Consider the following 16310-nt stretch of genomic DNA (forward strand, 5'->3'; position numbering starts at 1 on the left):
GCCGCGGCGCAGCCGGCGGTCGCGGGCGCCCGAGCGCCTCGGAACCCGCACGTCCGGCCCTTACGCGCCGGTCAGGACCGTCTGCCACCCTGTCCGCTGTGTCATGGGTCCTCGCCTTCGTCGGCTTCGCCGTGCTCATCGTGCTGCACGAGGTCGGGCACTTCGCCGCCGCCAAGGCCGTCGGGATGCGGGTCGAGAAGTTCTCGCTCTTCTTCGGCAAGCCGCTCTGGAGCACGCGCCGCGGCGAGACGGAGTACGCCATCGGGTGGATCCCGGCCGGCGGCTACGTGAAGATCAGCGGGATGGACCCGCGGGAGGAGCTGCCCGCCGAGGTGCTCCCGCGCGCCTACTACCGCCAGAAGGTGTGGAAGCGCGTCTTCGTCATCGCCGCGGGGCCGGCGGTGAACGTCGTCCTGGCGTTCCTCATCATCTTCGCGGTCTACTCCATCTCGGGCCTGCCCCGGATCGCGCCGGTGGTCAACGCCGTGTCGAAGGACAGCGCCGCCGTCGGCGTGCTGCAGCCCGACGACCGCATCCTGCGGATCGACGGCGCGGAGGGGTGGACCTCGACGCTGGACGCGAAGAACGCCGATGCCCGCCGCACGGCGCTCACGGCCGCGGTCAACAGCCACGCCTGCGCGCCGTCCTCCGCGAAGCTCGGCTGCTCGGCCGCGACGCCCGCACGGGTCACTATCGAGCGCGACGGCCGCGTGCAGACCGTCGACGTGCGCCCGCGACTGACCGAGGTGCGCAACCCGCTGACGGGGGAGAAGGAACGCCGCAACCTGCTCGGCATCGAGTACGGCACGGAGTTCCTGTCCTCGAACGTCGGAGCGGCCGCCAGCGCCACGCCGGACTACATCTGGTTCGTCACCTCGTCGACGGCGAAGGCGATCGTCAAGATCTTCTACGACTCCGAGGCGCGCAAGGAGATCGGCTCCGTCGTCGGGGCGTACGACGCGACCCGGCGGACGATCGAGTTCAGCGCGACGAAGGCGTTCGTGCTGCTCGCCGTGGTCTCGCTGTCCCTGGCGATCATCAACCTCGCGCCGTTCCTGCCGCTCGACGGCGGACACATCTTCTGGGCGCTGGCGGAGAAGGTCCGCGGCCGGCCGATCCCGTTCACCTGGCTCGAGCGCGCGAGCGTCGTCGGCTTCGCCCTCGTGCTGGCGCTGTTCGCGCTCGGATTGACGAACGACATCGGGCGGTTCATGGACGGGACCGCCGCCCAACAGGTGCGCTGACCCCGCGGAGGGGCCGTGGCCCCGTCGCGCGGGTGTGCCTGGCTGGCTGGCCAACTCGAGTGGCGCCGCGCCAACTCCGGTGGTAGGAATGGGCTCCGCCACAGGGGAGAGCAGCATGGGGACGACGGACGCCGCGACCGCGGTCGGGACGATGCTCGAGGCCTTCCGCCTCGGACTGGAGCAGCACCCGGAGCAGGTGCTGGTGCGCACGAAGGACGACGAGGTCTCGTGGACCTGGCGCGAGGTCGCCGACCGCGCCGACCGCCTCGCCGCCGGGCTGCGCGGTCTGGGGGTGGAGCGCGGCCACACCGTCGGCCTGCTCCTGAACAACCGGCCCGAGGTCCTGCTCGTCGACCTGGCCACGATGATCGACGGCGGCGTGCCCGTCTCGCTCTACCAGACGTCGTCGCCCGAGCAGATCGCCTACGTGGCCCAGGACGCCGAGATCGGCGTCCTCGTCACGGAGCGCATGTACGCCCCCGGCGTGCTCAAGGCCCGCGGCGAGCTGCCCGGTCTGCGCCACGTGGTGGTCGTGGACGCGGAGCCCGGCGACGAGGACGTCCTCACGCTCGACGACGTCGTGGCACGGGCCGCGCCCGGCTTCGACGCGCGCGCCGAGGAGGCCGCGCTGCAGCCCGACGACCTGCTGACGCTGATCTACACGTCCGGCACGACGGGCCCGCCCAAGGGCGTCGAGCTCACGCACCGCAACGAGCTGGCCGCCATGCGCAACATCGGCTCCGTCGCGAGCCTCAAGCGCGGGGGACGGGTGATCTCGTGGCTGCCCAACGCCCACATCGCCGAGCGCGGCGCGCACCTCTACGCGCCGCTGATGTTCGGGCTCGAGATCACGGTGTGCCCCGACCCCAAGCAGGTGGCGGCGTACCTGCAGGCCGTGCACCCGACCTGGTTCTTCGCAGTGCCGCGGATCTGGGAGAAGATGAAGGCGGGCCTCGAGGCGATGCTGGCCGCGCAGCCCGAGGAGGCCCGCGCCCCGGTGACGGAGGCGATCGCCGCGGCGACGAAGCGCGTGCGGCTGCTGCAGGCCGGCGAGCCGGTGCCCGACGAGCTCGAGGCGGCCGTCGCGGCGGCCGACGAGAAGATCTTCGCGCCGCTGCGGGCGATGCTCGGGCTGGACCAGGCGGAGTCCGTCAACGTCGGCGCGGCTCCCACGCCGCCCTCGGTCATCGAGTTCTTCCACGCGCTGGGGATCCCGGTCGCCGAGATCTGGGGGATGTCGGAGACCTGCGCCTGCGGCACGCTGAACCCGCCCGACCGCATCAAGATCGGAAGCGTCGGCCCGCCCGTCCCCGGGATGGAGCTCAAGCTCGAGGAGGACGGCGAGGTGCTGCTGCGCGGCGAGCCCGTCATGCGCGGCTACCGCAACCTGCCGGACAAGACGCAGGAGGCCCTCGACGAGGACGGCTGGTACCGGACGGGCGACGTCGGACGGGTCGACGAGGACGGCTACCTCTGGATCATCGACCGCAAGAAGGAGCTGATCATCAACGCCAGCGGCAAGAACATGTCGCCGGCGAACATCGAGGCGACGGTGAAGACGGCGCACCCGCTCGTCGGCCAGGTCTGCGTCATCGGCGACGCCCGCCCGTACAACACCGCGCTGATCGTGCTCGACGCGGACATGGCGCCCGCGTGGGCCAAGGCCAACGGCATCGAGGAGACCGACCTCGCGGTGCTCGCGGAGCACCCCGCCGTGCTCGCGGAGCTCGAGCGCGGGATCGCAGCGGCGAACGAGCGGCTCTCGCGGGTCGAGCAGGTCAAGCGCTTCGAGGTCGTCCGCGGGGACTGGCTGCCCGGCGGCGACGAGCTCACCCCGACGATGAAGCTCAAGCGCAAGCCGATCGGCGAGAAGTACGCCGCGGCGATCGACGCGCTCTACGCCTGAGGTCGAGCGGGGGCGGCCGACCCGGCTGCTCCCGCTGTCGAACTCCCGGGGGTGCCGGTCGGGACATGGCGCGCTGGCACGCGTCGGGCGGGTGTGAGAGCTTGCCTACCCACAAGCATCCGCCCGGCCGCCCTGGCCGGGCGCCGTCCCCCCGGAGAGAACCGCATGGCCACCGCACCGAACGCCGCCGTACCACCGTCGTCCGACCCGCCGCTGAAGCGGGCGGTGACGAAGAACATGCTGCTGCTGTTCATCGTCGGCGACATCCTCGGCGGCGGCATCTACGCCCTCGCCGGACAAGTCGGACTCGAGGTCGGCGGCGCCATCTGGCTGCCGATGCTCATCGCCCTGGTGCTCGCGGGCTTCACCGCCGCCTCCTACGCCGAGCTCGTGACGAAGTTCCCGCAGGCCGCGGGTGCTGCGCTCTACACGAACCGCGCGTTCGGCATCCCGTTCCTCACCTTCATGGTGGCGTTCGCGGTGATGTGCTCCGGCATCGCCTCGGCGGCGACCCTGTCGATCGCGTTCGCCAAGAACTACTTCGGTGAGCTCGTGGGCGCCGTGCCGGCGCTCGTCGTCGTGCTCATCTTCTTCCTCGTCGTGATGGCGATCAACATCCGCGGCATCAAGGAGTCCGTCGGCGCCAACGCCGTGCTGTCCGTCATCGAGGTCGGCGGCCTGATCCTGGTGATCATCATCGGCTTCGTGGCGCTCGGCGCGGGCGACGGCGACATCGGTCGGGCGTTCGAGGTCAAGGCCGGCGGCATCGACGGCGGCGAGGCCTTGATCCCGGCGCTGCTGGCATCGACCGCGCTCGCGTTCTACGCGGTGATCGGCTTCGAGGACTCCGTGAACATCGCGGAGGAGGCCGAGAACCCCGGTCGCGACTACCCCCGCGCGCTGTTCCTCGGGCTCGGCATCGCCGGCCTGCTCTACGTCGTGCTCGGCATCCTGGCCCCGGCGGTCGTACCGCCCGCGACGCTGCTGGCGACGGACGGTGCCGGCGAGCTGGAGAACACGGCGCTCATCGAGCTCGCCCAGCTCGGCCCGATCGGCGTCGACGAGAAGGTCTTCACGATCATCGGCCTGTTCGCGCTCGCCAACGGCGCGCTCATCAACATGATCATGGCCTCCCGCCTCACGTACGGCATGAGCCGCGAGGGCATCGTGCCGGGCGTCTTCAGCCGGGTCCTGCGCGGCCGCCAGACGCCCTTGAACGCCATCCTGTTCACCACCTTCCTCGCCCTCATCCTGGCGACGGTCGGCACGCTGCGCAGCGGCGGTCTCGGCGACCTGGGCGGCACGACGGCGACGCTGCTCTTGATCGTGTTCGCGATCGTCAACGTCGCGGTGCTCAAGCTCCGCGCGCGGCCGGTCTCCCACGACCACTTCGTGACGCCCTCGATGCTGCCGGCCGTCGGAGCGGTCGCGTCCGCGTCGTTGGCGCTCTACACCCTGGTCACGAAGCCGGTGCAGCTCGGGTTCGTCGCGGGCCTGCTCGGCCTCGGCGTCATCTTCTGGCTCGCGAACGTCGTGGCGAAGAACAACGCCGACGGCGACGGCCCCGGCCGCTTCGACACGCAGGCGATCCAGCGCATCGAGAACCCGGACGACCACCGCTCTTGAGCGGTCGCCGGGTGGGCGCCGGGTCGGCGCCCACCCCGGTCGGCGCGGCGCCGACCCCGGTCGGCGCGGCGCCCACCCCGGTCGGCGCGGCGCCCACCCCGCCGGCGCCGCGCCCCGGTCAGCGGCCGTAGCCCTCGGCGGCCATCGCGGTGTCGCCGTCCCCGCCCAGCTCGAGCGCGAGTCGCCGGCCGCGGACCACGGTGGTCGGCGCCCCGCCGTCCAGCGGCACCCGCTCGATCCGCTCCTCCGAGACCGCGAGCACGGCGTTGCCGTCAGCAGGGACGAGGCCCTCGGAGGCCTTCAGGGTCCGCAGGGCCGCACGCGAGGCGGTCGTCACGCGCTCGAAGGCGCGTGCACCGGGACGCAGGCGCCAGGCGCGCTGCGCGAATCCGCTGGCCGTCTCGTCATCCTCGTAGTACGGGTCCTCGAGGGAGAGGTCGGACTCGGGGTAGCACCGTCGCACGCGGCCCCCGCGGCCGCACGAGACCGTACCGGGGCTGGCGGTGACGGTCGGGCGGGTGAGGAGGACGGCCCCACCGTCGCTCAGCGTCAGCAGCGTCAGGCCCTCGCCCCGCCGCAGCCCGGGCGGTGTCGGCAGGACGACGTCCTGGCCCCCGGTGCGCAGGCGCAGCCGGGGCAGGCCCAGGCTCACCGTCGTGCGGTAGCTCGAGGACCGACGCGAGCAGCGCAGACGACCCCGGACCGTGACGGCGTCGGGCAGGTCGAAGGCGACGGTCCCGTCCGCGACGGCGGCGACGCCCGCGGTGGTGGGGTAGACGTCGGACTCGAAGCTGCCGACGACGCCGCGCAGGCGCAGGGGCGCCCCGAACCCGCCGGCCGGATCGATCGGGGCGACGGTCGCCTGCGGCATCGGGGTGCGGCCGGCTCCCCCGCCGCAGCGGACCGGAACGGCCCCGCGGACCGGCGCCGGCGCCTCCCACCGCAGCGGGCCCTGCGTGGCCTGCCAGGCCACGACGTCCGTGCCGAAGGTGGCGGGCTCGCCGTCGTCGGGCAGACGCCCCGCCGGCGAGCAGGCCTTCGTGTCGACGACGCAGCGCAGACGCTCCGTGCGGCCGTAGCTGCCCTCGGTGAGGCTCGTGACCTGCACGAGCACCTGCGAGCCGTCGGGCGACCACACGGGGCGCCCGCCGATGACGCGCCGCGGCGGCTGGCCGGCTCCGGCGGCGCGCTCCTCGACGACGGTGACCCGGGAGCCGCCCCGCGCGTCCGTGACGCGGAGCCACGAGGCGTAGCGCGCGTCCTTGCGCGTGGCGGTGCGGGTGGCCCCGACCTGCGCGATGCGGCGGCCGTCGGGGGACACGGTGGCGGCGGCGGTCGTGCGCGGCAGCTTGACGTCCCCGGCGCCGTCGGGGAGGGCGAGCCGCGACTCGCGCTCCCCGCTCTGCGTGTACTCGGAGTAGACGACGGGCCCGGCGGCCATCGCGACGGTCACGAGGCCGCCGGACGCGACGACGGCCGCGGCCGTCATCACGCGTCGGCGGTTCAGGAACGGTGGGACACCACGGGACACGCGCATGCGGCGCACCCTAGCCGTCGCGTCCGCCGTACGCCCCCGTCGTCGGAGCTCAGCGCACCGTGCGAACGGCGATCCAGCTCTTCGTGAGCGGGCCGACCCGCTCGGGGTGCACGTCGGCGCCGGGGAACAGCGCCGTGACCTCGCCGCGGCGGAGCAGGTGCACGTCCTCCCAGTGGCCCTGGGCACCGAGGCGCCAGTAGGGCTTGCGCACCGCGGCCGGCAGCCAGTGGGCGACGGGCAGCAGGGCGTGGGGCTCGACGGGGAACGAGAACGCCGGGGTCTGCACGTAGAGGCCGCGCCCGACGCGCGCCAGCTCCCGGGCGAACGCCGCGCGGCGGTGCGGGGGGATGTGCTCCACGACCGAGCTCGCGTAGACGAGGTCGAACTCCCCGTCCTGGAACGGCAGCCGCAGGGTGGCGTCGGCGCGGACGAACGGGCCGGGGTACGTCGGCCGGTCCACGAGGTCCACGCCGGTGATGTCGAGGTCGGGCTCCTGCGCGCGCAGGCCCAGGGTGCCGCAGCCGACGTCGAGCACCCGGTCGCCGGGGCGGGCGCCCGTCAGCGCGAACACCAGGCCGTGGCGGCGGGCCCGCAGGCGGGCCGCGATCGGGCCGGCGACCCGGGCCAGGGGGCCCCGGGCGGTCGCGTAGACGTCGGAGGTCGGGCGGCTCACGCCACGGGAGGCTAGTCGGCGGGGGTGCCGGGGGGCCGTCCCGAAGCCTTCACGGTCCCGTGACGGGCGCACACGCGAAGGGGCGTACAATCGCTGTTGTGTCCTCCAAGCGTCAGATCCGCGTCGGTGACGTCCTGATCGGCGGCGGCGCCCCCGTCGCCGTCCAGACGATGACGAAGACCGAGACGGCCAACCTGCCCGAGACGATGGCGCAGATCCATCGTGTCGCCGAGGCCGGGGCCGATCTCGTTCGCGTCGCCGTCCCCCGGAACGAGGACGTCGAGGCGCTGAAGACGATCGTGCGCGACTCGCCGATCCCGATCATCGCCGACATCCACTTCAACCACACGCTCGCGATCAAGGCGATCGAGGCCGGCGCGCACTGCATCCGGCTGAACCCGGGCAACATCGGCGGCCCGGAGAAGGTCGCCGAGGTCGTCGCGACGGCCAAGCAGTACGAGGTCCCGATCCGCGTGGGCGTGAACTCGGGCTCGCTGCCCAAGCACCTGCGCGAGATGGAGTTCACCGACCCGGTCGGCGCCCTCGTCGCCGCGGCGGAGGAGACCGTGGCGCTCATGGAGTCGCTCGACTTCGGCGACTTCAAGGTCTCGATGAAGTCGACGTCGGTGCCGAACACCATCGCGTCCAACCGCCTGCTCTCGCAGCGCATCGACTACCCGCTGCACCTCGGCGTGACCGAGGCGGGCACGAAGTGGACGGGCTCGCTCAAGAGCGCCGTCGGCCTCGGCACCCTGCTCGCCGACGGCATCGGCGACACGGTGCGCATCAGCCTCTCGACCTTCCACGCGGAGGAGGAGGTCAAGGTCGCGTTCGAGATCCTCAAGGCGCTCAAGCTGCGCGAGAAGGGCCCCGTCCTCATCGCCTGCCCGACGTGCGGCCGCCTCCAGTTCGACATGGACTCCGTGGTGCAGGAGGTCGAGCACCGCCTGCAGGCCTACGACGACCCGATCGAGGTCTCCGTGCTCGGCTGCGCCGTCAACGGCATCGGCGAGGCGCGCCACGCCGACTTCGGCATCACGGGTGCGAAGGACGCGGGCATGATCTTCTCGAAGGGCGAGCCCCTGAAGAAGGTCAAGACCTCTGAGCTCGTCGACGAGCTGTTCAAGGAGATCGACCGCTACTACGCGTCGGGCAAGCAGGTGCTCCGCAACGAGGCCGAGGCCGCCGAGGCCACCCAGTGGCTCTCGGAGAACGAGGACCTCTCCGCGATGACGCCGGAGCGCCTCGCCCAGATGGAGAAGGACAAGGCCGCCGAGCAGGCCGACACGCTGGCCGCCGAGGCCGAGGTCGCCGAGAAGGCGTTCGTCGACGAGTCCTCGTCGCCGACCGCCGGCCGGCGCTTCAGCCGCTCGGCGTAGGGCGCGCCGGCGCGCCCACGCGCGCCGGCCTTCCCGCCGCCGTCGTTGGACCGCGCCCCACTGGGGCTCCGGCCCTCGCCACCCCTCAGCGCGCCGTCCAGCCCAGGTCCATCGTCACCGGCACGCCGGTGAACCCGCGGCCGAGCGGGCCGGCGAGCATGCCGACGACCCCGGCCACCTCCTCGGGCTCCAGCAGGCGTTTCACGGCGTGCGGGGCCAGGATCACGCCCTCGAGCACCTCGTCCTCCGGGATCCCGTGGGCTTCGGCCTGATCCGCGATCTGCCGCTCGACCAGGGGTGTGCGGACGAACCCGGGGCAGACCGCGGTGGTGAGGATCCCGTGGTCGGCGCCCTCGAGCGCGAGGGTCTTCACGAGCCCCAGCACGCCGTGCTTGGCCGCGACGTACGCCGACTTGTACGGCGAGGCCGCCAGGGCGTGCGCCGAGGCGACCGCGATCACGCGCGCGTCGCCGGACACCCGCAGCGCCGGCCACGCGTAGCGGGCGAGCAGGAACGGGCTGGTCAGCATGAGCGCGAGCAGCGCGTCCCAGCGGTCCTCGGGGAACGACTCGACGGGGGAGACGTGCTGGAGGCCCGCGTTGGCGACCACGACGTCGAGGCGGCCGAACCGCTCGAGGGCGGCGCCGACCGCCGCCCGGTTTCCCTCCCGCGTCGCCAGGTCGGCCGCGAACGGCACGCCGGGCCCGTCCGGGTCCGGCCGCAGGTCGACGGCCAGCACGTCGTGGCCGTCGGCGACGAGCTGCGCCACGACCGCGGCGCCGATGCCGCCGGCCGCCCCGGTGACGAGGGCCGCCCGGCTCACCCGAGCCACCCCGCGACCGTCGACATCGCCGAGGGCGCCCAGCCCAGCTGCAGGTGGTTGAGCAGCAGCGTGGCCGACGGGGCGCGCGTGGCGATCCCCGCCCCGTCCGCGCAGCTCGCGAGGAACACCGCGCCGTCGGACGGTCCCGTGTGCTCGTTGTGCATGCCGGCCATCGTCGGCGCGCTGCCGCACAGGGTCCGCACCGGGACGGAGCTCGGAGTGCCCGCGGCCTGGATCGGCGCGACGAGCGAGTCGCGGTCGATGACCCACTGGATGCCGCGGCCCCGCGTGTAGAAGCCGTTGCCCCCGTAGTAGGTCGTGTACCAGTCCTGCTCCCCCGTCGACAGCGGGTAGACCCCGTCCCAGCGGGCCAGCATCTGCCCGGCCCCGGGGAACGCGGTGCCCTCGTAGCTCAGCTGGGTCTGCGTGTCCCAGGCCCCGAAGCAGACCATCGCGGTGTGCGGGGCCGGCGCGTTCAGCGATCCGCCGCAGCCGGGGAAGATCGCCGCGTCGTGGCTCCAGCCGTGGCGGTAGCCCCAGTCGAAGCCGCCGCTCGGGTTGCCGAGCAGCACGAGCTGCCCGACGTCGCCCGCGTAGGGCGTGCCCCAGGAGCGTCGCACGGACGAGACGTACTGCCGGGCGTTGAACGCCCCCTTGGACCAGCCGACGACGTCGACCTTCGCCGCGCCGGTGCGCTGGCGGATGAGCGTGATCGCGTCGTGGATCTGCTCCGCCCAGTGGTACCCGTCGCCGCTCCGGTGCGGGAACCCGATCGCGAAGACCCGCTTCCCGCGGGACGACAGCTCCTGCATCATGCCCGTGCTCGGGCAGGAGACGACGCCGCAGCCGAACGGGCCGCTGGCGTTGGGGTTCGCCCACGCCTGGTCCGCCGTCTGGTTGGCGCCGTGGACGAGCAGCACCGGCGTGCCGCTGCCCGTGGACGCGCCGGGGGCGGCGTAGAGCAGGAACTTCGACGAGGCCGGCTTCGCCGCGCCGAAGAACGTGCCGGTCTGGCCGACCTGGTCGCCCCGGCCGTCGGCCGGGTACGCCTCCGTCGTGAACCCGGGGGACGTGTCGCGGTAGCGGTCGACGCGCTCCCAGCCGTTCTGGATGCCGCTCTGGAACGTCGCCTCGTGGGTGACGGTGGCGGTCGCGCCGGCGGTGGCCGGGACGGCGATGAGGGCGGCGAGTGCCAGGAGCACGGCGCGCAGGGCCCGGGGTCGGAACATGGGGGATCCTCGTCCTTCACGGTTGAAACTGACAGGTGATTCATGTCTAGACTGCACCGCGAGGACCACCACGTCAAGGGAGCGGGAGATGGGCGAGATCACGACGCGCACGGTCAGGACCGGGCGGATCGACACGCACGTGCGGGAGGCCGGGGAGGGCGAGCCGGTGCTGCTCGTGCACGGCAACCTCTCGGACGGGTCCGTGTGGGCGGAGCAGCTCGGGCGCCTGCCCGCGGGCGTGCGGGGCATCGCTCCGGACCTGCGCGGCTACGGCGCCTCGGAGCCCACCCCGGTCGACGCGCGCCGCGGTCTGCGCGACTACGCCGACGACCTCGTGGCGCTCCTCGACGCCCTCGGGCTCGACGCGGTGCACGTGGCCGGGCACTCCCTCGGCGGTGGGGTCGCGATGCAGCTCGCCGTCGACCACCCCGGGCGCGTGCGCTCCCTGACGCTCGTCGCGCCCGTCGGCCCGCACGGCTACGGCGGGACCCGCGCGGACGGCTCGCCCTGCTGCCCGGACTGGGCCGGCTCGGGCGGCGGGACGGCGAATCCCGAGCTCGTGCGCCGGATCGCGGCCGGTGACCGCACGGACGAGGACCCCCTGTCGCCCCGGTCGATCGTCCGCACCCTGTTCTTCCCCGGTCCCGACGCCGTGCGGGACGAGGACCTGCTGCTCGACGGCATCCTCGCCACCCGCGTCGGCGACGACCACTACCCCGGCGACACGGCGACGTCGGAGCACTGGCCGGGCGTCGCGCCCGGCGAGCGCGGCGTGCTCAACGCGATCTCGGCGCGGTGGCTCGACCTGACGCCGTTCGCGGACATCGACCCGCGCCCGCCGGTGGTGTGGCTGCGCGGCTCCGCCGACGCGATCGTCGCGAACGGCTCCCTCACCGACCTGGGGCACCTGGGTGCGATCGGCGCCGTCCCGGGCTGGCCGGGGGAGGACGCGTTCCCCGCGCAGCCGATGGTCGACCAGACCCGCGCGCTCCTGGACCGCTACGCCGACGCCGGCGGAGCGGTGCGGGAGGTCGTGTGGGAGGGCGTCGGGCACTTCCCCTTCACGGAGCGCCCCGGGGAGTTCGCGGACCTGCTGGCGGGACAGCTGCGCGAGGTGCGCGCGTGAGCGACTGGACGGTCGACGACGGCCCGGCGCCGACCACGGCCGACGGCCGCGAGGTCTCGACCCGGGGCCGCCGCACGCGCCGCCGGCTGCTCGACGCGGCCGAGGCGGTGTTCGCGGCGTACGGCTATCCCGAGGCGTCGATCGTGAAGATCACCGAGGCCGCGGGCGTCGCCCAGGGCACGTTCTACGTGTACTTCCCCGGCAAGCAGGCGATCTTCGACGAGGTCGTCGACGACCTCAACCGGCGCGTGCGCCGCGCGATGTCGGAGGCCGCCGCCGGCGGGGTCGACCGGGCCGACGTGGAGGAGCGGGGCTTCCGCGCGTTCTTCGCGTTCACGGCCGAGCACCCCGCGCTCTACCGGGTGATCCGGCAGGCGGAGTTCGCCTCGCCCGGCGCGCTGCGCCGCCACTACGAGCGGATCGCCGAGGGGTACGTGCAGGGCCTGGAGCGGGCGATGGACGCGGGGGAGATCGTCCGCCAGGACCCCGAGGTGATCGCCTGGGCCCTGATGGGGATGGGCGAGCTGCTCGGCATGCGCTGGATGCTGTGGGCCGACCCGGACGCGCCGCCCGAGCTGCCGGAGGAGGCGTTCCAGGAGATGCTGGCGTTCGTCCGGCGCGGCCTCGGCGCGGGCGGCGCGGCGTGAGCCCGGGGGCGTCCGACGGCCTGCACACGGTCGGTCGCTGGATCCGCGACCGCGGGCGCAGCACGCCCGAGCGCGTGGCGATCCGCTGCGACGGCGAGGCGACGACCTACGGCACGCTCGACGCGCGGAGCGAACGCCTCGCCGCCGGCCTGCGGGCGCGCGGGCTGGTGCCGGGCGACCGCGTGGCGAGCCTGACGGCCAACCGGCCGGAGCACGTCGAGCTGCTGCTCGCCTGCGCGAAGGCGGGCCTGGCGCTCGTGCCGTGCAACTGGCGCCTGACGGTGCCGGAGCTGCGCGACCAGCTCGGCGACGCCGAGCCGGCGTTGCTGCTCGTCGACCCCGAGCACGCCGCGAAGGCCGCGGAGCTCGGCGTCCCCACCGCGACGCTGGACCGGGAGGGCCTGGACGCGCTCGCGGACCGGACCCGGGACGGCGTCGTGCCTGCTGCCGCCGCGGTCCACGAGCCCGTCGCGGACGACGCCCCGCTCCTCATCGTCTACACCTCCGGGACCACGGGCCGGCCGAAGGGCGCCGTCCTCACGCACGCCAACTGCTTCTGGACGAACCTGGCGCTCGACCGGACCGTCCCGATCGGCCACGACGACGTCGTGCTCGCCGTCCTGCCGCAGTTCCACGTCGGCGGCTGGAACGTGCAGCCGCTGCTGGCGCTGTGGGCCGGTGCCACCCTCGTGCTCGAGCGGAGGTTCGACGCGGAGCGCGCGCTTGGGCTGATCGCCTCGGAGGGAGTCACGACGATGATGGGCGTGCCGGCGAACTACGCCGCGATGGCCGACGCGGCGGGCTTCGCCGCCGCCGACCTGCGCACGCTGCGCAGCGCCGTCGTCGGTGGGGCCGCGATGCCCGAGTCGCTGCTGGCGACGTTCGCCGCCCGGGGCGTCGCGATCGTCCAGGGGTACGGCCTGACGGAGGCCGCGCCCAACGTGCTCTGCCTCGCCCCGGAGGACGCCGTGACCCACGCCGGCTGGGCCGGGCGGCCCTACCCGCACGTCGAGGTCGCACTGCGCGACCCGCAGGGCGGCGGTCTGCTCGAGGGGCCCGGCACGGGGGAGCTCGTCGTCCGCGGGCCGAGCGTGTTCCCCGGCTACTGGCGCGACCCCGAGGCGACGGCGGCGACGTTCGCCGGCGGCTGGCTGCTGACGGGCGACCTCGCGGAGCGCGACGCCACCGGGCGCTACGCGATCCGCGGGCGGCGCAAGGAGATCTACATCTCGGGCGGCGAGAACGTCGCGCCGGCCGAGGTCGAGCGCGTCCTCGCGGCCCATCCCGCGGTCGCCGAGGCGGCCGTCGTCGGCGTGCCGGACGCCCGGTGGGGCGAGACGGGCGCGGCGTTCGTCGTCCCCGCCGCGGGTGCCACGGTCGACCCCGCGGGGCTGCGGGCGTTCGCCGCGGAGCGCCTCGCGACCTTCAAGGTGCCGCGCACCGTGGCCGTCGTCGAGGCGCTGCCGCGGACGGCCCTGGGCAAGGTGCAGCGCGCCGCGCTCCGCGAGCGGGCGGAGGGCACGGCGTGAGCGGCCTGGCGGGCGTCGAACTGGGCCCCTCGGCGTGGCTGACGATGACGCAGGACCGGATCGACGCGTTCGCGCGCTCCGTGGACGACGAGCGCTCCATCCACGTGACGCCGGAGCTGGCAGCGGCGGGGCCCTACGGCGTGGCGGTCGCCCACGGGTTCCTGACCGTCTCGCTCGCCGTCCGGTTCTGGGACGAGCTGACGCGGGAGCGGGGGTGGGGCACCCCCGTCAACTACGGCGTGGACCGCGTGCGGCTGCCCGCGGCGGTCCCCGTCGGGGCGCGCATCCGCGGGCGCTTCCGGATCGCGTCCGACGACCCGGTCGCGGACGGGCGGCACGTCGTGGTGGCAGCGACGGTCGAGCTCGAGGGCTCGCCGCGCCCGGCCTGCGTCGCGTCGTTGATCTTCCGCCTGGTGCCGTAGGCCGCCCGGACCCCGTCGTGCGGGCCTGGGCCGGGGCGGGGCGGGGCCCCGGTCCCCTACTGCTCGCGCAGCGTGGTCGTCCCGCTGGTCGCGTCGGCGCCCGTGGTGGGATCGACGTAGACGAATCGGTAGCGGTGGCTCGCCGACGCGGGCACGCGGACCTGGAACGTGCCGTAGCGGTCCGTCTTCACCGTCTTGTACGCCTTGTAGCTCTTGCCGGACTTGCGCTGCAGGCGGACCTTCGTGGCGCCCTCGCCCGGACGGACCTGGCCCCAGACGAAGCCGCGGTTGCCGGTGCGCCACCCGAAGATCGGGTGCGCGAACACGGCGGCGAGCGGCTTGGGCTTACCGGTCACCGTGTACAGGCCGGACTGCCAACGGTTGAACTGCTGGCCGTCGTCGCCCGTCGGCTCGTCGAACCACTCGTACTGCGTGAGCGTCTCGACCCGCGGGTTGCGGGCGGCGATCGCCCCGGCCCACTGGACCCACGCCGCGGCCTTCTTCGGGGCGACGGTGCCGTCGCCCTGCTCGTCCGGCGGGTTGGTCTCGAAGCCGTACTCGTCGAGCCACAGCGGGAGCTTCTTGGCGTGCGCCACCTTCAGCCGCTTCTTCGCCGTCAGCTTGTCGATCACGCCGGTCAGCCGGTCGAGGTCGCCCATGCGGGCGTTGTTCTTGTCCGGATCCCGCTCGCCGGGCATGAGGCGCTTGGAGTGCGGGTGGTAGGCGAGGGCGTCGCCCGTCACCGCCTTGAAGTCCTTGCACTCGCCGGACTTGATCGGCCGGTAGCGGCTCGAGACGCACGCCATCGTGCGCAGGAACGGCAGCGGCTGGGTGGTGGAGTTGGTGCTCTTCGCCAGCCGCAGGCCCGTCGACGACGTCGCACCGACCGCGACCCGGGCCTTCGGGTCCGCGGCGTTGATCGCGCTGTACCCCGCCTGCGCGAGCTCGCGGTACAGGTGGGGCGCGACGGGCGAGCAGATGTTGGTGATGCCGTTCTTGGCGACGACGCAGCTGTTCTGCGGCTGGAGCCAGCTCTTCTGGTTCGGCTCGTTCCACACGATGTAGCGGTTCACCCGTGCGCCGACGTGCTTGGCGATCGCGGTGGCGAAGTCGCCGAACAGCTTGGGCGACGGCTTCCAGGCGCGGTTGAGGCGGGCCGGCTCGATCGATCCCCAGACGGGACCCGGGCCGGTGATCACGAGGGTCACGTTCAGGTCGTGCTTGACCACGGCGTCGATCCGGCGGTCCAGCGCGCTCAGGTCGTACGCCGCGGGGTCGTCCCCGACGAAGCCGGCGGGCATCTTCGTATCGTCCGGCTTTGGGGCGAAGTCGTCCCACTTGGCGAAGATGCGCACGTCCTGCACCCCGTGCGCCTTCCACTGGGCCACGACGGCGTCGGTGCCGCCGGGCACGGGCTGACCGTCGATCTGGCCCTTCAGCACGTTCTCGTCGGCCAGCCCGATCTCCACGGACGGGGACGCGGCGGCGCCCGCGGGCAGCGCCAGCAGCACGGCCGCGGCGGCGGCGAGCGCCGTGCGGAGGGAGAAGGGGTGCATCTGACGGTGTTCCTCGGGGAGCGGGCCGCACCTGCGCGGCCCACGGCGGGCCGCACCCGCGCGGCGGGGTCGGACACATGGAAACACGACAGACACCGGAAAGGTGCGCCGGGGAGAAAGGAAAGGGAGCGGGCCCCACCCCGTGCGTCTCGGGCCGGGCCGCTCAGGACGTCGGCGCGGCACGGGGCACCCGCATGGGGAGCGGGCCCCACCCCGTGCGTCTCGGGCCGGGCCGCTCTGGACGTCGGCGCGGCACGGGGCACCCGCAGGGGGTCCGGGCCCGGCGCCGGACGGCGCCGGGCGTGGGGGCCGGCGAGCGGCCCCCGGGGACTAGGCGGCGAAGCGCTCGGCGACCCTGGCCCAGTTGACGACGTTCCAGAACGCCTTGAGGTACTCCGGGCGACGGTTCTGGTACTTGAGGTAGTAGGCGTGCTCCCAGACGTCGTTGCCCAGCAGCGGGGTCTTGCCCTCCGCCAGCGGGGTGTCCTGGTTCGGGGTGGTGATGATCTCCACGCCGGAGTCGCCCTTGACGAGCCAGACCCAGCCGGAGCCGAAGCGCGCGACGCCGGCGGCCTCGAACTGGCTCTTGAACTCGTCGAAGGAGCCGAACGCG

At 73.8% G+C, this 16310-nt stretch carries 14 protein-coding genes; 8 read left to right on the forward strand and 6 right to left on the reverse strand.

The annotated features are described in order from the left end of the window. The first annotated feature begins 98 nt into the window (after nt 1-98). The 3 genes from F593_RS0120090 (at nt 99) to F593_RS0120100 (ending at nt 4776) form a co-directional block, all read left to right on the forward strand. Nucleotides 99-1244 carry a M50 family metallopeptidase gene (locus F593_RS0120090; protein WP_022930535.1) on the forward strand — a complete coding sequence of 382 codons (1146 nt, stop codon included), beginning with the start codon at nt 99-101 and terminating at the stop codon, nt 1242-1244. 88 nt (nt 1245-1332) lie between these two features. Then, nucleotides 1333-3150 (forward strand): AMP-dependent synthetase/ligase, encoded by a 1818-nt coding sequence (locus tag F593_RS0120095; protein WP_245540835.1) that lies wholly within the window; start codon nt 1333-1335, stop codon nt 3148-3150. 165 nt (nt 3151-3315) lie between these two features. Then, nucleotides 3316-4776: an APC family permease gene (locus tag F593_RS0120100; RefSeq protein ID WP_022930537.1), complete on the forward strand. Its 1461-nt coding sequence runs from the start codon at nt 3316-3318 to the stop codon at nt 4774-4776. A gap of 118 nt (nt 4777-4894) precedes the next feature. Here the strand turns inward: F593_RS0120100 and F593_RS0120105 are convergent, their stop codons facing one another. Beyond that, entirely contained in the window at nt 4895-6313 is a 1419-nt protein-coding gene (locus tag F593_RS0120105) for a hypothetical protein (protein ID WP_022930538.1), read from the reverse strand. A gap of 49 nt (nt 6314-6362) precedes the next feature. After that, nucleotides 6363-6986 carry a class I SAM-dependent methyltransferase gene (locus F593_RS28935; protein ID WP_022930539.1) on the reverse strand — a complete coding sequence of 208 codons (624 nt, stop codon included), beginning with the start codon at nt 6984-6986 and terminating at the stop codon, nt 6363-6365. 98 nt (nt 6987-7084) lie between these two features. Between F593_RS28935 and ispG the strand changes: the two genes are divergently transcribed. Then, the gene (gene ispG / locus F593_RS27035) at nt 7085-8365 is read left to right on the forward strand and encodes a flavodoxin-dependent (E)-4-hydroxy-3-methylbut-2-enyl-diphosphate synthase (protein ID WP_022930540.1); all 1281 of its coding nucleotides are present in this window, start codon (nt 7085-7087) and stop codon (nt 8363-8365) included. An 85-nt stretch (nt 8366-8450) separates the two neighbouring features. Here the strand turns inward: ispG and F593_RS0120120 are convergent, their stop codons facing one another. Together F593_RS0120120 and F593_RS0120125 are read right to left on the reverse strand one after the other, a co-directional pair. Continuing rightward, complete coding sequence (locus F593_RS0120120; RefSeq protein WP_022930541.1) at nt 8451-9197, reverse strand: SDR family NAD(P)-dependent oxidoreductase; 747 nt, start codon at nt 9195-9197, stop codon at nt 8451-8453. Beyond that, nucleotides 9185-10417, reverse strand: coding sequence for an esterase/lipase family protein (locus F593_RS0120125; protein ID WP_022930542.1), 1233 nt, complete (start codon nt 10415-10417; stop codon nt 9185-9187). Before F593_RS0120125 ends, F593_RS0120120 begins: the two co-directional genes overlap by 13 nt. Nucleotides 10418-10505: 88 nt before the next feature. Here F593_RS0120125 and F593_RS0120130 point away from each other — a divergent pair, with 88 nt between their 5' ends. From F593_RS0120130 to F593_RS0120145, 4 genes are read left to right on the forward strand one after another with little or no spacing between them, the layout of a single operon-like run. After that, on the forward strand, nt 10506-11543 hold the full coding sequence (locus tag F593_RS0120130) for an alpha/beta hydrolase (RefSeq protein ID WP_022930543.1): 1038 nt from the start codon (nt 10506-10508) through the stop codon (nt 11541-11543). Continuing rightward, nucleotides 11540-12190, forward strand: a complete 651-nt coding sequence (locus F593_RS0120135; protein WP_022930544.1) for a TetR/AcrR family transcriptional regulator — start codon at nt 11540-11542, stop codon at nt 12188-12190. The genes F593_RS0120130 and F593_RS0120135 overlap by 4 nt, the downstream gene beginning before the upstream one ends. Then, nucleotides 12187-13719 (forward strand): class I adenylate-forming enzyme family protein, encoded by a 1533-nt coding sequence (locus tag F593_RS0120140; RefSeq protein ID WP_022930545.1) that lies wholly within the window; start codon nt 12187-12189, stop codon nt 13717-13719. The genes F593_RS0120135 and F593_RS0120140 overlap by 4 nt, the downstream gene beginning before the upstream one ends. Continuing rightward, entirely contained in the window at nt 13716-14141 is a 426-nt protein-coding gene (locus F593_RS0120145; protein ID WP_022930546.1) for a MaoC family dehydratase, read from the forward strand. The genes F593_RS0120140 and F593_RS0120145 overlap by 4 nt, the downstream gene beginning before the upstream one ends. 56 nt (nt 14142-14197) lie before the next feature. On the opposite strand, the gene F593_RS0120150 is transcribed toward F593_RS0120145, so the two are convergent. Next, nucleotides 14198-15697: a glycoside hydrolase 5 family protein gene (locus F593_RS0120150; RefSeq protein WP_022930547.1), complete on the reverse strand. Its 1500-nt coding sequence runs from the start codon at nt 15695-15697 to the stop codon at nt 14198-14200. Between the two features lie 330 nt (nt 15698-16027). Then, on the reverse strand, nt 16028-16310 hold a 283-nt coding region (locus tag F593_RS0120155; RefSeq protein ID WP_022930548.1), incomplete at its 5' end, for a superoxide dismutase.

The organism is Patulibacter americanus DSM 16676 (assembly GCF_000420025.1).
Classification (GTDB): Bacteria; Actinomycetota; Thermoleophilia; order Solirubrobacterales; family Solirubrobacteraceae; genus Patulibacter; species Patulibacter americanus.